Origin of the sequence: Parasediminibacterium schistidii (assembly GCF_046546515.1) — a bacterium.
GTDB lineage: Bacteria > Bacteroidota > Bacteroidia > Chitinophagales > Chitinophagaceae > Parasediminibacterium.
Genome location: NZ_JBKHKJ010000005.1, coordinates 162740 through 178065 on the forward strand (window position 1 = coordinate 162740; position 15326 = coordinate 178065).

The following is a 15326-nucleotide window of genomic DNA, read 5'->3' on the forward strand; positions in this document are numbered from 1 at the left end:
ACTTAGTCGGGGCTTTTTTTTGCCCAGCAACATAATACTTACAACGTAAAACTTATAACGTAAAACGTACAACGTAGAACTCAAAAAACGATGAAAAAGATTGATATAACAACCTCTATTAAAAAAATGCTTGCGGATGTTTATACGCCAGTAGGCATTTACCTGCGGGTGAGGGACAGGTTTAGGGATACTATCCTGCTGGAAAGCACAGACAACCATGTGGCCGAAAACAGTTTTAGTTTTATAGGCATCAATGCCATTGCAGGCATAGAAATTACCGATGCAGGCAATATAGAATATAAGTTGCCGGGGCAAAAGCCAGAGCAAGTGGTGATAAAAGATACCAAGCAAGTGCCTCAATTGGTTTGGGACTTTATGAATAATTTTCAGGTAGCCAATATACAGCCTGGAAATGGCAGCAACAGTTTAGAAGCTGCCGCAGCCAAGTTTGCCCAAGGGCTGTATGGCTATACTACTTATGATGCGGTACAGTTTTTTGATAGTGTCAAGTTGACCGTTCACGGTCAACAGTCAACCCACATTCCTTTGATGCGTTACAGGCTTTACCAATATGTAATTGCCATTAACCATTTTAAAGACGAGCTATACCTTTGCGAAAACAAGATGGCTGGCATAGAAAGCGATGTGCAAATGGTGGAAAGCCTGATAAAAAGCAAAGACGTACCAGCTTACCCCTTCACTGTCAAAGGCCTGGAAACCTCTAATATCACAGACGAAGCCTATATAGAAATGGTGAAAAAAGGCATACAAAGCTGTTTCAGGGGCGATGTTTTCCAAATTGTGCTCAGCAGGCGGTTTCAGCAAAGCTTTACAGGGGATGAATTTAACGTATATCGTGCATTAAGGAATATTAACCCATCCCCCTATTTGTTCTTTTTCGATTATGGTGATTACAAACTAATGGGTTCTTCGCCCGAAAGCCAACTGGTTATTGCCAATGGAAAAGCTACCGTGCACCCAATTGCAGGTACTTTTAAAAGGACAGGCAACGATTTGTTGGATGCAGAAGCTGCACAACGCTTGCTGCTGGATAAAAAGGAAAATGCAGAGCATGTAATGCTGGTAGACCTTGCCCGGAACGACCTTAGCCGTGTTTGCGATGAGGTAACTGTAAAAAGTTACCGTCAAGTGCAGTATTACAGCCATGTTATCCATCTGGTAAGCGAAGTAAATGCCACTGTGCGGCCAAACAGCAATCCTTTTGAACTGCTTGCAAAAACGTTTCCCGCAGGCACATTAAGCGGTGCGCCCAAAATAAAAGCCATGCACTTGATAGACAGTTTTGAGACCACCAACCGCAGCTATTATGGTGGCGGAATTGGGTTCATGGGTTTTGATGGCAGTTGCAACCATGCCATCATGATACGCACCTTCCTTAGCAAAAACAATACATTGTTTTACCAAGCAGGGGCGGGGGTAGTTGCCGCAAGTAACCCCGAAAGCGAATTACAGGAGGTGAACAACAAGCTGAATGCATTGAAGAAAGCAATTGAAGTAGCAGGAGCGATATAATATGACTGCTTGTTTAAACAGCTTTCCAAAATAGAAATTTTAAATTGCTTGGGTTTGCCAAAAACCCTGAAAGGGTTGAACAACAGTAGCCACGGGTGAAACCCGTGGTAGGGATTTATGGCGATTACTAATTATAAATTATATAATTAAAATTATGAGTGGGATAAACATAGAAACGACCAATGAAAACCAATCTTCTGTCAAAGGCGGTTTTGATGGCTTGCGTATTTTGGTATTCGACAATTACGATTCATTTACATACAACCTTGTACACCTAGTAGAAAAGATAACCCATTTAAAGGTAGATGTGTACCGTAATGACGAAATCCCGTTGGAAGATGTAGATACTTACAATAAAATCATCCTTTCGCCCGGGCCGGGCATCCCCGAAGAAGCGGGGCTGCTATTGCCATTGATTAAGCAGTATGCGCCTAGAAAATCTATCTTAGGTGTTTGCTTAGGGCACCAGGCTATCGGGCAGGCATTTGGTGGTAAATTGACCAACCTGTCTTCTGTTTTTCATGGTATCGCAACGCCCATAACAGTCAACAGTCAACGGTCAACGGTCAACGGTTCACTATTCACTGGTTTTGATGATAGCTTAATTGTTGGCCGATACCACAGTTGGGTAGTAAGCGATGAAGGTTTCCCTGAGGAATTGGAAGTAACTGCCCGTGACGAAAGCAATTTTATCATGGCACTACAACACAAAAAATACGATGTGCAAGGCGTTCAGTTCCACCCCGAAAGCGTATTGACACCCGATGGCGAAAAAATAATGCGTAACTGGCTTGGGTAAAATATAGCCACGAATACACAAAGGCCGAAGAAGCACTAAGGGAAAAGTTTAAAATAAATCCTTTCTTCTTTCCTTTTTCTTTCTCTCTTTTCTTTATTCCTTCGTGCCACTTTGAGCCTTAGTGCCTTAGTGGCGAAAAAACAAACAATGAAAAAAATACTACAATATTTATTTGAACATAAAACCCTTACTTACCAGCAAGCCAAAGATACTTTGCTGGGCATTGGCAGGAGTCTGTACAATGAACACGAGGTAACCTCATTCATGACGGTTTACTTGATGCGGAGCATCACCATTGAAGAACTGCAAGGTTTTAGGGACGCACTACTGGAGCTATGCGTGAAAATAGACTTGGGCAGCCATCAATTGATGGATATAGTAGGCACAGGCGGCGATGGCAAAAACTCTTTCAATATTTCCACGCTAAGCTGTTTCGTGGTGGCTGGTGCTGGGCAAAAAGTAGCCAAGCACGGCAATTACGGTGCATCATCCATTAGCGGGGCCAGCAATGTGATGGAGCAATTGGGCTATAAGTTTAAAAACGACAATGACAAACTGAAACAGGAAGTAGAGGAAGCTGGCATCTGTTTCCTCCATGCACCATTATTTCACCCTGCTTTAAAAGCAGTAGGTGCTATCAGGAAAAACCTAGGCGTAAGGACTTTTTTCAATATGCTGGGGCCAATGGTTAATCCCGCATCGCCAGCTTATCAACTGGTGGGGGTATATAACCTGGAAATGGCAAGGATATACAATTACTTATTACAGCCTACTGGCAAGGCTTTTACCATTATCCATAGCTTGGATGGGTACGATGAAATTTCGTTGACCAATGATACCAAGGTAATTACCAACGAAGGGGAAAGCATTAAAACGCCCGAGCAACTAGGCAAGCGAACTGTGTTGGCACAAGACATTTATGGTGGCAACACAGTGGAAGAATCTGCTGCCATTTTCAGGAGTATTATTACAGGCAATGGCACATGGGCGCAAAACGCAGTGGTATTGGCCAATGCTGCCATGGCATTGCACTGCACTGGCAAATTTGCTAATTACGAAGTTGCCTATGATGCCGCAGTTGACAGCCTAGAAAGCAAAGCCGCATACAGTGCATTGCAAAAATTAATTGCCTTGCAGTAGGTTATTGCCACGAAGGCTAAAATGGTATTAATTTAAAATTAAAAATAACTTACGGTGACTATTTTAGATACAATTATAGAATACAAAAAAGGGGAAGTAGCTCAAGCCAAAGCTTTGAAAAGCATTGCCGAGCTAAAGCAAATGCCTCACTTTTCAAAACCTGCATTGTCGCTAAAGCAATTTTTGTTAGATGAAACAAAAACGGGCATTATAGCCGAATATAAACGCCAGTCGCCGTCAAAAGGCATTATCAATGCGACGGCTACTGTAGCGGAAGTAACTACGTCTTATAGCCAAAACGGTGCATCGGGCATTTCTGTTTTAACAGACAATCATTTTTTTGGCGGCAACCTGGACGATTTGCTGGCAGCCACCATTAATGAAGTGCCTTTGCTGCGCAAAGACTTTATGATTGACGAATACCAATTGGTAGAAGCAAAGGCTTATGGTGCATCGGTCATATTGTTGATAGCGGCCTGCCTGTCGCCAGAAAGGGTAAAAGAGCTCGCCATTGAAGCTAAAAACATTGGCTTGGAAGTGTTATTAGAAATACATCATGCCGAGGAACTTCTGCACATATGTGAAGAAATCGATATGGTTGGCGTAAATAACCGAAATTTGAAGGATTTTAAGGTAAATGTAGAGGCTTCGGCACAACTTATTAAGGAGATACCAACAAATAAAATAGCCGTGGCAGAAAGTGGCATTAGCAATACAGATACTATTGTATTTTTACGGGATGTTGGGTTCAAAGGTTTTTTGATAGGGGAGCATTTTATGAAGCAGCCTAAGCCTGCAATTGCGTTTGCCGATTTTGTGGCTGACTTGAAATTGAAGCAGTAAAAAACTGAGGAAAGATGAGAGTAAAAGTTTGTGGCATGACAAATGCAGCACAGGTAAACCAATTGGATGCCATGGGTGTAGAATTTTGCGGCTTCATTTTTTACCCTAAAAGCCCACGCTATGTGTTGAAGCATATCCCTCAAGCAGGCATCAAGAAAATAAAAGGTAAAATAAACAAGGTGGGGGTTTTTGTAAACGCCAGCCCAGATGAAATATTGCAAACGGTTGACAGTTGTGGCTTGTACTTGGTGCAGCTGCATGGCGACGAGGGGCCAAGGGCTTGCGAAAAGGTATCGGATTATATCTCGGTAATCAAAGCATTTAGGCTTACCGAGGACGATAATATACTTTGGAAAATAAAAGATTATGCCGATGTAGTAGATATGTTTTTGTTTGACACAGAAGGGGCAGGGTACGGTGGTACAGGCAAGAAATTTAATTGGGACGCATTGCTGAACTTGAACATCAACAAGCCTTTTTTCTTAAGCGGTGGCATTCAACCAGCTGATGTGGATGCCTTGAAAGCCTTTAGCAAAAACCCTGTTGCCAAAGATTTATTTGCTATTGATGTAAATAGCCGCTTTGAAACCTCGCCAGGCGTAAAAGACATGGCTAAGGTCGGGAATTTTGTTACTGAAATAAAAAAGTAATTAGAACTATTCTATAAAAAGAAATGAAGCATTTTGCAGGGATAATATTTTTCTTATTCACATTGAATATAGCACTCTTTAGCCAGTCGCAAGTGGTTACGGGGGCTGTTGCTGCAAAACCTAAATGCGCTACTACTTATTCGCCAGGAAACGTTCAAACTACATGCCCAGAATTATTGCCCAAAATAGATTCTACAATAATTCCTGCTGCTCAGACCGATAATGCCTATACACCACAAGGTACAACCACCACTGTAAATGAAACTTATCAATACAAAACAAAAGCCCCACAGCCTTATGTGGATGGCAAGAAGGGAAGAAACGTTAAAAGCGATAATACTTACCAATACAATACAGATGCATCGAAACCTGTTTTCGATGGAAACAGTACAACTACAACAAGTGAAGGTACATATCAATATAAAACAAGGGCGCCGCAGCCTTATGTGGATGGGAAGAAGGGAAGGAGCAAAACCACTAATAGCGGTGATACTTACCAGTATAATTCAAATACAGCACAGCCGGTGGTAGATGGAAGCAGCACAACCACCACAAGTGAAGATACTTATCAATACAAAACAAGGGCTTCGCAGCCTTATGTAGATGGCAATAACGGCACATCTTTAACCCCGCCAGCAAGTTTCCACTACAATAGAAAAGTAGCTCCTGCAAAAGTAGCTAGCACACCAAGCACCCAATCGGGCTATGCAGTACAAAGCAGGGTGGTTACCAATCACAATGACATAGCTGCAAACGACCCTTATGATGGCGTTATTATTACGAAATGGAGAGGAAATACTTATTATAACAAAGGCGGCAGGACTTATACAGCATGGCCGCCAACAAGCACCACCCAATCATGGAAAACAGTTGGCCCATTGCCCAAATACAGCGTGGCCGTGCCTGCTGGCAATATACCTTCTGCCCCAGCGCAACCGGCAACTAGGTGGAACAACAACGAGGTAAAAAAAAAAATCGTAGCAGCACCCAGCGGCGCACCAGCACCGTCGACTGCATCGGGGTTTAGCGAGGCAAAAGTATATGGGATGGGGATTGCAAAGCCCGTCCCTGTTACTATAGATTCAGGGGTAAAAAAGCAAGTTACTGCTCCCGTGCCTAGGCGAAAGGCATATAGGTATAAAACATACAGCAGCAGCCCTGCAAGTGTTACCCCTGATTACTCACCGCCCCTGCAAACCACCCCTTCCTCGGGCAATTACAACGGTACTGGACAGGCGGAACAAGCTGTTACTACCCCACCACCACAGCCTGTTTCTAATACCCCTAATCCCGATAATAGCTCGGCTACGCTTACGCCACTGAGGCCAGCAATGGTGAAACAAACTACTTCAAAACCTGCTAGGGGAAGGAAGCCCACGTCTGCAGTGCCCTGCAATTGCCCTGCCATAGGTACAGATGCTGCCAATGGGCAGGATGCCCAGCAACAAAATACAACACAGCAACAGCCGCAAAATACGGGTACGCCATCGGGCTTGAGGCCAGATTATAAAGTAACCCTAGCGCCAGACGGCAAGTATAATGTTACTTTTGCCAGCGGTAACAGCAGCGTTACGCTTACACCATTTGGGAGGATTGCCAGCACATCGGTTCCATCTGGCACAGGTACACCCCAATATAATTACCGGGGATTAATGGATAATGTAGGTACTTTGCCCATGCAATATACTTATGAAGGCAGGGTGTCCTCGGTAGGCAGCACGCCCATAGGGTATAACTACAATGGCAATATTGCTTCCATAGGTGGTATGCCCTTGTCTTACAATTACAATGGCACAATTGATAAAATAGGCACTACAAAAGTCTTGTACGATGCCAATGGGGGCGTTAATGGCACCAGCAATTCAAACCCGATCATTGCGATGAAGCAATAAGGTTACCTTTTTTTGATTTGATAACTTTACAAAAGTTGCCAAATCTGATAGTTCACCCATCAGTAAATGTATTGCTTATTTAGCCTAGCTGCACCGTTCTTTGTACCCTTTAAGTGGAACGTTTTACTTAAAAGAGTGTTTCCTTTGTGTTTCTTTGCGAAAACACTTTGTGTACTTTGTGATTAAACATCCGCTTAAAACTATACAAAGATGTTTATGCCTATTCTGAACAACTTATTTTCAGATTATTTTTTAAAAGAAGAATTCTAGATATATGATGACAATAGAAACATTAGAACCTGCAACTATTCAGCAGGCACTTTTTCAAAACCCTGATGAACATGGGTACTACGGAAGTTTTGGTGGTGCGTACATACCCGAGATGCTGCAACGGAACGTGGCGGAATTAAGAGCGGCATACTTGGAAATAATGGATGAGCCATCCTTTAAGCAGGAATTTAACCAGCTATTAAAAGACTATGTAGGCCGCCCAACGCCTTTGTTTTATGCGGAAAGATTAAGCAAAGAGTTGAACAGCAACATTTACCTGAAAAGGGAAGACCTTTGCCACACGGGCGCACATAAAATAAACAACACTATCGGGCAAATTTTGCTGGCTATCCGCTTGGGCAAGAAAAGGATTATTGCCGAGACAGGAGCAGGGCAGCATGGCGTGGCAACAGCTACTGTTTGCGCACTGAAAGGCATGGAGTGCATTGTATATATGGGCGAAAAAGACATTGAGCGCCAAGCACCCAATGTAGCGAGGATGAAACTATTGGGGGCAAAAGTAATACCTGCCACTAGCGGCAGCAAAACCCTGAAAGATGCGACCAATGAAGCCATAAGGGATTGGATAAATAACCCAATAGATACCCATTACATTATAGGAAGCGTAGTAGGCCCGCATCCCTACCCAGACATGGTAGCCCGTTTTCAAAGCGTTATCAGCAAAGAGATAAAAGAACAATTATTGGAGAAAACGGGTAGCGAAAACCCAACGCATGTAGTAGCTTGTGTAGGTGGCGGCAGCAATGCAGCAGGTGCATTTTATCATTACTTAGATGAACTAGATGTGCAATTGGTAGCCGTGGAAGCAGCAGGACATGGTATTTATTCTGGCATGAGCGCAGCTACCACCCAGCTGGGGAAACCCGGCGTGTTGCACGGCAGCAAAAGCTTGGTAATGCAAACGAAAGACGGGCAAGTGGTGGAGCCACATAGTATTTCCGCAGGGCTTGATTATCCAGGCATAGGGCCATTGCACGCCAACCTCTTTAAAAGTGGCAGGGGAGTATTCCTAAGTGCCACGGATGAAGAAGCCTTGGAAGCAGCGTTCCATTTGTCGAAGATAGAAGGCATTATCCCCGCCTTGGAAACAGCCCATGCCTTGTCTGCCTTGAAAAATTTGGAACTTACCCCAAAAGATGTGGTTGTGGTTTGCTTGAGTGGCAGGGGCGACAAAGACTTGGCAACGTATATGAAAGCGATGGGATTATAATAAGTTATACAGCCTTTTAATTTAAAATTCAAAATTCAGAACTTAAAATAACAGGATGAGTAAACTACAATCCGTTTTTCAACATAAATCGAATAATGTTTTAAATGTCTATTGCACGGCAGGCTACCCAAATTTGGATAGTACCATTCCTATTATGCAAGCATTAGAAGCCAATGGAGTTGACATTATAGAGCTGGGTATGCCTTATAGCGACCCTTTGGCCGATGGCCCCGTAATACAAGCCAGTGGCTCACAAGCATTGGCAAATGGCATGACTATAGCAAAACTATTTGAACAGTTGAAAACCTTTACCCCCCCTTTAGGGGATGTTGGCGGGTGGCGGGGTGCTGCCCTTATCCTTATGGGTTATATGAACCCGGTTTTACAATATGGCTTTGAACGGTTTTGTGCCGATGCGGCAGCAGTAGGCGTTGATGGATTGATACTACCTGATTTGCCAGAATATGAATTTGAAACAGAATACGGTGCTATCATTAAAAAATATGGACTTGATTTTATCTTCTTGGTAACGCCAGAAACAAGCGAGGAGCGTGTTAGGAAATTAGATGCTCTAAGTAGTGGTTTTTTATACGCTGTTTCCTCATCTTCTACCACGGGTAATGAAAAAGATTTTGGTGCTGTTGAAAAATATTTGCAAAGGCTACAGTCCCTTCAATTGAAAAACCCAATATTGGTGGGTTTTGGCATAAAAGACAAAGCCACTTTTGATGCGGCATGCAAATATGCCAATGGAGCCATTATTGGGACAGCATATATAAAAGCATTGGATGGGGCTGCGGATGTTGCTTTGGCAACAAAAAACTTTTTAGAAAGTGTTTTATTGTAAGCTTTTTAAAACACATTAACTATTAATAATGGAAAATACAACTTCAAATAATGCTTCTATTTCAAAAAGTAATAGCAGCATCGTCATTATTAAATACAATGCAGGCAACATTCAAAGTGTGCTTTATGCACTTGAAAGGATAGGGGGTGCAGCCACGGTAACAGATGATCACGAAGCCATCATGGCTGCGGACAAAGTTATTTTCCCCGGCGTGGGCGAAGCCAGCAGTGCGATGAATAGCTTGAAAGAAAATAACTTGGATGCAGTTATTAAAAATCTGAAACAACCCGTGCTGGGCATTTGCGTGGGTATGCAGTTGCTGTGTGCTTTTTCTGAGGAAAATGATACCCCCTGCCTTGGCATATTGGAACAACCAGTAAAATTATTCAAGCCAAACATGGATGAGCAGGGCATAAAAGTGCCCCAAATTGGGTGGAATACCATTTACAACCTGCAATCACCCTTGATGGCTGGCTTGGAAGAAGACAGTTACTGCTATTTTGTACATAGTTATTATGTGCCTTTAAGCCCATATACCATTGCCACTACCAACTATGTGCAGCCGTATAGTGCGGCTTTCCATAAAGACAATTTTTATGGTTTGCAGTTCCATGCGGAAAAGTCTGCAAAGGTTGGTGAACAAATATTGAGAAATTTTATAAAAATAGATAAGTAGTAAGTAATAAGTGTTAAGTCGTAAGTAATGAATAAATGATTATTTAGTGAGTAGCTTACTTAAACATTTACTACTTATGGCTTACTACTTATCACTTACGACTTACCACTTATGACTTATGACTTACAACTTTATCATTCCCGCTATAGACATCATTGATGGCAAATGCGTACGACTTACACAAGGTGATTATGCCCAGAAAACCATTTACAACGAAAGCCCGCTAGAAGTAGCCAAGCAGTTTGAAGCCGCTGGCCTGCAAAGGCTGCATTTAGTAGATTTAGACGGGGCAAAAGCCGGGGCTGTAAAAAATTGGAAAGTTCTGGAAGCAATAGCATCTAATACCAGTTTGGTAATAGACTTTGGTGGCGGCATTAAAACACAAAAAGATGTGGATATTGTCTTTCAATCTGGGGCGGCTTTGGCAACAGTGGGCAGCATTGCCGTGAAGGACAAGCCTACTTTTACGAGTTGGCTTCAAGAATATGGGGCGGGTAAATTTTTGCTTGGCGCAGATGTAAAAGATGAAATGATAGCAATAGGGGGGTGGTTAGAGACTACGAAAATCAATATCTATGACTTTATAGAAAGCTATATACAGCTTGGCGTGCAACAAATATTTTGCACGGATGTAAGCAAAGACGGAAAGCTAGAAGGCCCATCGCTTGAGTTATATAAAAACATCATTGCCAAATTCCCCACGCTACACTTGATAGCCAGTGGCGGCGTTGCCAATATAGATGATGTATATCAATTGCAAGAAGCTGGCTGCACTGGCGTGATTATTGGCAAAGCCATCTATGAAAATAGAATTTCGTTGGAGGAATTGAGACAAATAGCTTCGCTTAAAAAAGAGTAGCAGCATAGTTAATATTGAAAAATGGAAGAAAATAAACAACATTTTGCCAGTTCACTAGCCAAGCGCATCATCCCATGCCTTGACATAAGGGACGGAAGGACAGTGAAAGGGGTGAATTTTGAAAATATCAGGGATGCAGGCGACCCGGTAGAACTCGGTGCATTTTACGCAGAACAGGGTGCAGACGAATTGGTGTTCCTTGATATAACTGCTACTGTAGAAAAACGCAAAACCCTCAGCGAACTGGTAAACCGTATAGCACGCAATATCAATATCCCATTTACGGTTGGGGGAGGGGTTGGCTCGGTGGAAGATGCGTCCTTATTGCTAAAAAATGGGGCAGATAAAGTGAGCATCAACACAGCCGCATATAAAAACCCCCCATTGATAAATAACCTTGCCAAGGAATTTGGCAGCCAGTTTGTTGTGCTTGCCATTGATACAAAGCAGGAAGAAGATGGGGAATGGTATGTTTACCTAAACGGCGGTAGGGTAAAAACAGAAACCAAATGCTTGGACTGGGCCAAGAAAGCTGTAGCATCAGGGGCAGGTGAAATATTGCTTACTTCCATGAACCACGATGGTACAAAACAAGGTTTTGCACTGGATATTACAAGGCTATTAAGCGAAACATTGCCTGTACCTATAATAGCAAGCGGTGGCGGTGGCACTATGCCCCATTTTGTTGATGTATTTACGCAAGGCAAGGCAGATGCAGCATTGGCAGCCAGTATTTTTCATTTTAAGGAAATAGCTATACCTGATCTAAAAGGGTATTTGAAGGAAAAAGGAATTCATGTAAGGGTGTGATTCTGAAAATTTCGCCATAGTCCTGAAAGGGCGGTATATGTAAGCGATGGGTGAAGCCCATAGAAATTTGTGTAAATAATCTTTGTCAAAAAATTCACAAGCCAATATGCTGCCGCAAGCATATTTTCGTTTTAATTTATAGGTTAGTTTTTAATATAAATAGCCGCAAATAATAATACTTTGTAAGCATGGATATTGATTTTACAAAATATGCAGATGGCCTTGTCCCGGCAATTGTGCAGGATACCATAACTGGGAAAGTGCTAATGCTAGGCTTTATGGACGAGGCGGCTTTAAGCAAAACAAAAGATATAAACAAAGTAACTTTTTACAGCCGCAGCAAACAAAGATTATGGACAAAAGGGGAGGAGAGCGGTAGTTTTTTATTATTGGATAGCATTGCTATTGATTGCGACAATGATACATTACTGGTAAAAGCATCCCCTGTTGGGCCTGTTTGCCATACTGGTGCCGATACCTGCTGGGGGGAAGAAAATAAAGAAACTGGCTTTTTATATTATTTAGAAAATATTATAGAGCAGCGTAGCAAGCTGGTACCAGAAATGTCTTACACAGCTAGGATGTTGGACAAAGGCATAAATAAAGTAGCACAAAAAGTAGGCGAGGAAGCTGTAGAGCTAGTAATAGAAGCAAAAGACAATGATAAAGATTTATTTTTGGGCGAGGCTGCCGACCTTATGTTCCATTATTTGTTGCTGCTTAAAGCCAAAGGTTATAAATTGCACGAGGTAGTAGAGGTTTTACAAAAAAGGCATAAAAAATAAAGATATAGGAATGAAAAAGTTATTAATAATAATGTTGTTGCCAATGGCTGCATTGGCTCAAAATGGGTTTACCGTAAAAGGGAATATAAAAGGGCTGAAAGACAGCACGCTGGTTTTTTTGCAGAATATTGAAGGTGCTACCATTGCACAGGACTATGCCAAAGGCGGCAAATTTTCTATTGCTGGCAAAACTGATGATGTAAGCTTTTTCCAATTGGCTTTTATTGGAACGAAAGACATGAGCGAAATGTTCCTAGGCAGCAATGATAATGTTACGATAACTGGGGATATGTCAAATTTAAAATCTGCTGTTTTCACTGGCTCTGCTTCCCAAAATATTTACAGAGGCTATGTAAAAGAATTTTTGCCTATTAATGAAACTTTAACCAAAATAATAGCTTCCGTCAAGGTAGAAAAAGAAGGCACAAAAAAAAGAGATAGCTTGATAGCTCTGTTTAACCAAAATAAAAATAAATTAAAAATATATACAGACAATTTCCTGAAAACAAATTCAGCTTCGCCTGTTAGTGCTTTTATTTTGTATCAATTCAGCAAGCTATACGACGAGAAAGGCTTGGAAGAAAGATATAATGCATTGAAACCTTCTGCAAATAAAATAGCTTTTGCCAAAGAAATAGAAAAAAATATCGCTGTTTCCAAGATAGGCAACGTAGGCAGCATGGCAGCAGATTTTACCCAGAACGATACCGCCAACAAGCCTGTTAGTTTGTCTTCCTTCCGTGGCAAATATGTGCTGGTAGATTTTTGGGCTAGCTGGTGCAGGCCTTGTCGCATGGAAAACCCCAATGTATTAAATGCTTACAATACTTATAAAGACAAAAACTTTACCGTGCTAGGCATCTCTTTAGACAAGGAAAAAGAAAGCTGGGTAAAAGCCATTAAGGACGATAAACTACCTTGGACGCATGTTAGCGACTTGCAATTTTGGAGCAATGCCGTGGCCCAGCAATATAAAATACAAAGCATCCCTTCTAATATGCTGGTAGACCCCAATGGAAAAATCATCGGCAAAAACCTGCGTGGGGATGAGTTGCAGGATAAATTGAAAGAATTGTTGAAATAATATTATACAACTGATTAAATGATTTGCATGATTTTAATGATTCAAGCCTTTCACAGAAAGTATTCTCAATAAAAATAGCCACGGTGCAAACCGTGGCTATTTTATTGGTGATTTGCTAACTTTCCAAAAGTTGCCAAATCTAAAAGGTTTATCCCACATATGCCTTTACCACCTGTGTAGAACTGCCCAAGCCATCTATACCCAATGAAACTACATCGCCTGGTTTCAAGTAAACTGGCGATGGCTTTTGACCAAGACCTACACCTGCTGGCGTTCCTGTGGATATAATGTCGCCCGGTAGCAGGGTCATAAACTGGCTAAGGTAAGACACGAGGAACGGCACATTGAAAATAAGGTTCTTAGTGTTGCCATCCTGATAGGTTTTGCCGTTTACAGTAAGCCACAATCGGAGGTTATTGATGTCCTCAAACTCATCGGTAGTAGCCAACCAAGGACCGATAGGTGCAAAAGTGTCGCAGCTTTTGCCTTTTACCCATTGCCCGCCACGCTCCAGTTGAAAAGCCCTTTCGCTATAATCGTTATGCAAAGCAAAGCCTGCTACATAATCCATTGCTTCCGCCTCGGACACATAGCTTGTTTTTTTGCCAATTACAACGGCCAATTCTACTTCCCAATCTGTTTTCTCGCTGCCTTTGGGTATGATTAGGTCGTCATTGCAGCCTACAATAGCGGTGGTAGATTTAAAGAAAATAATGGGTTCTGCTGGCAAAGCCATATTGCTTTCGGCAGCATGGTCAGCATAGTTCAGCCCAATACATACAATTTTAGAAGGGCGGGTAGTAATGGGTGCCCATCTTTCCGCTTCGTCCACTACGTGTGCAGTGACTTTGTTGGCAGCAAACCATTCTTTTAGTTTGTTGATGCCATCATTGGCAAAAAAATCTTCTGTATAGTCTTGCCCAAAACCGCTGACATCGTAGCGTTTACCGTCTTCGTATATGGCTGGGAGTTCCTGCCCAATATTTCCAAATCTTGTGAGTTTCATATATTCTTGCTTATTGTTTAATTATTTAAAGTAGTAAAACCTCCATCAATAGGGTAGTCACAGCCTGTTATAAAACTGGCTTCGCTGCTGCAAAGATATAGGGCAAGCGTAGCTATTTCAACAGGTTCTGCCATGCGACCTATAGGTTGCGACTGGGATAATTTTTCAAACATTTCTGCTTCCTTGCCTGCATAGTTGTTTTTCAAAAAGCCATCTACAAAAGGAGTATGTACCCTTGCAGGGGAAATGGAATTGCAGCGTATGTTTTCCTTTATATAATCCCTTGCTACACTCATGGTCATGGCTTTGATAGCCCCTTTACTAGTGCTATATACAAAGCGGTCAGCAATCCCAACGTTAGAACCTATGGAAGCCATATTGATAATCACACCGCCTTGAACCCTCAATTTAGGTATTGCCGCAAAAATGCAATTGTATGACCCTTTTACATTCACTGCCATTACTTTGTCAAAGTCGGTCTCGGAAGTGGTATCTGCTTTGCCAATATTGGCTATACCCGCATTGTTAATCAAAATATCTACTTTGTCCAAAGCCGATATAGTAGCCACTACCTGCTGCTGATTTGCCACATTGCAGCTATGGGCAAAAGCCTTACCGCCAGCGGTGGTTATTTCCGTTACGGTTTGTGCGGCGTTTTCCTCGCTCAACTCTATGATGTGTACCGTTGCACCTTGTTGTGCAAACAATACAGACATAGCCCTGCCTATACCACTGCCCCCACCTGTAATTACTGCTGTTTTATTATCTAACCTAAACATATTTTTAGTTATGAGTTATGAATGATGAGTTATGAGTTATGTTGTGAATGATGAGTTATGAATGATAAACTAAAGTTACAACGAGAAAAACTTATAACTCATCATTCATAACTCATAACTAT

General features: G+C 42.0%; 15 protein-coding genes. 13 read left to right on the forward strand and 2 right to left on the reverse strand.

Features of this window, described 5'->3' with window-relative positions; all coding sequences use genetic code 11:
• Nucleotides 1-90: 90 nt before the first annotated feature.
• The 13 genes from ACHFIY_RS04625 to ACHFIY_RS04685 all read left to right on the forward strand — a co-directional run bounded on the left by ACHFIY_RS04625 (nucleotide 91) and on the right by ACHFIY_RS04685 (nucleotide 13419).
• A complete protein-coding gene (locus tag ACHFIY_RS04625; protein ID WP_410844895.1) occupies nucleotides 91-1533 on the forward strand; it encodes an anthranilate synthase component I family protein in 1443 nt (480 codons plus the stop codon).
• Nucleotides 1534-1687: 154 nt separating this feature from the next.
• A complete protein-coding gene (locus ACHFIY_RS04630) occupies nucleotides 1688-2332 on the forward strand; it encodes an anthranilate synthase component II (protein WP_410844896.1) in 645 nt (214 codons plus the stop codon).
• A 147-nt stretch (nucleotides 2333-2479) separates the two neighbouring features.
• A complete protein-coding gene (gene trpD / locus ACHFIY_RS04635; protein ID WP_410844897.1) occupies nucleotides 2480-3472 on the forward strand; it encodes an anthranilate phosphoribosyltransferase in 993 nt (330 codons plus the stop codon).
• A gap of 54 nt (nucleotides 3473-3526) precedes the next feature.
• The gene (trpC, locus tag ACHFIY_RS04640) at nucleotides 3527-4315 is read left to right on the forward strand and encodes an indole-3-glycerol phosphate synthase TrpC (RefSeq protein ID WP_410844898.1); all 789 of its coding nucleotides are present in this window, start codon (nucleotides 3527-3529) and stop codon (nucleotides 4313-4315) included.
• A gap of 14 nt (nucleotides 4316-4329) precedes the next feature.
• Nucleotides 4330-4965: a phosphoribosylanthranilate isomerase gene (locus ACHFIY_RS04645; protein WP_410844899.1), complete on the forward strand. Its 636-nt coding sequence runs from the start codon at nucleotides 4330-4332 to the stop codon at nucleotides 4963-4965.
• A gap of 62 nt (nucleotides 4966-5027) precedes the next feature.
• A complete protein-coding gene (locus tag ACHFIY_RS04650) occupies nucleotides 5028-6857 on the forward strand; it encodes a hypothetical protein (protein ID WP_410844900.1) in 1830 nt (609 codons plus the stop codon).
• Nucleotides 6858-7131: 274 nt separating this feature from the next.
• Complete coding sequence (trpB, locus tag ACHFIY_RS04655; protein WP_410844901.1) at nucleotides 7132-8358, forward strand: tryptophan synthase subunit beta; 1227 nt, start codon at nucleotides 7132-7134, stop codon at nucleotides 8356-8358.
• 55 nt (nucleotides 8359-8413) lie between these two features.
• Nucleotides 8414-9205 carry a tryptophan synthase subunit alpha gene (gene trpA, locus ACHFIY_RS04660; RefSeq protein ID WP_410844902.1) on the forward strand — a complete coding sequence of 264 codons (792 nt, stop codon included), beginning with the start codon at nucleotides 8414-8416 and terminating at the stop codon, nucleotides 9203-9205.
• Nucleotides 9206-9233: 28 nt separating this feature from the next.
• Nucleotides 9234-9881, forward strand: a complete 648-nt coding sequence (gene hisH, locus ACHFIY_RS04665; protein ID WP_410844903.1) for an imidazole glycerol phosphate synthase subunit HisH — start codon at nucleotides 9234-9236, stop codon at nucleotides 9879-9881.
• Nucleotides 9882-9999: 118 nt separating this feature from the next.
• The gene (hisA, locus tag ACHFIY_RS04670) at nucleotides 10000-10740 is read left to right on the forward strand and encodes a 1-(5-phosphoribosyl)-5-[(5-phosphoribosylamino)methylideneamino]imidazole-4-carboxamide isomerase (RefSeq protein ID WP_410844904.1); all 741 of its coding nucleotides are present in this window, start codon (nucleotides 10000-10002) and stop codon (nucleotides 10738-10740) included.
• A gap of 21 nt (nucleotides 10741-10761) precedes the next feature.
• Nucleotides 10762-11550, forward strand: a complete 789-nt coding sequence (gene hisF / locus ACHFIY_RS04675; RefSeq protein WP_410844905.1) for an imidazole glycerol phosphate synthase subunit HisF — start codon at nucleotides 10762-10764, stop codon at nucleotides 11548-11550.
• A gap of 188 nt (nucleotides 11551-11738) precedes the next feature.
• A complete protein-coding gene (gene hisIE, locus ACHFIY_RS04680) occupies nucleotides 11739-12335 on the forward strand; it encodes a bifunctional phosphoribosyl-AMP cyclohydrolase/phosphoribosyl-ATP diphosphatase HisIE (RefSeq protein WP_410844906.1) in 597 nt (198 codons plus the stop codon).
• A 10-nt stretch (nucleotides 12336-12345) separates the two neighbouring features.
• The gene (locus tag ACHFIY_RS04685) at nucleotides 12346-13419 is read left to right on the forward strand and encodes a redoxin domain-containing protein (RefSeq protein WP_410844907.1); all 1074 of its coding nucleotides are present in this window, start codon (nucleotides 12346-12348) and stop codon (nucleotides 13417-13419) included.
• 148 nt (nucleotides 13420-13567) lie between these two features.
• Here the strand turns inward: ACHFIY_RS04685 and ACHFIY_RS04690 are convergent, their stop codons facing one another.
• Nucleotides 13568-14425: a fumarylacetoacetate hydrolase family protein gene (locus tag ACHFIY_RS04690; protein ID WP_410844908.1), complete on the reverse strand. Its 858-nt coding sequence runs from the start codon at nucleotides 14423-14425 to the stop codon at nucleotides 13568-13570.
• Between the two features lie 17 nt (nucleotides 14426-14442).
• On the reverse strand, nucleotides 14443-15204 hold the full coding sequence (locus ACHFIY_RS04695) for an SDR family NAD(P)-dependent oxidoreductase (protein WP_410844909.1): 762 nt from the start codon (nucleotides 15202-15204) through the stop codon (nucleotides 14443-14445).
• Nucleotides 15205-15326: the final 122 nt, after the last annotated feature.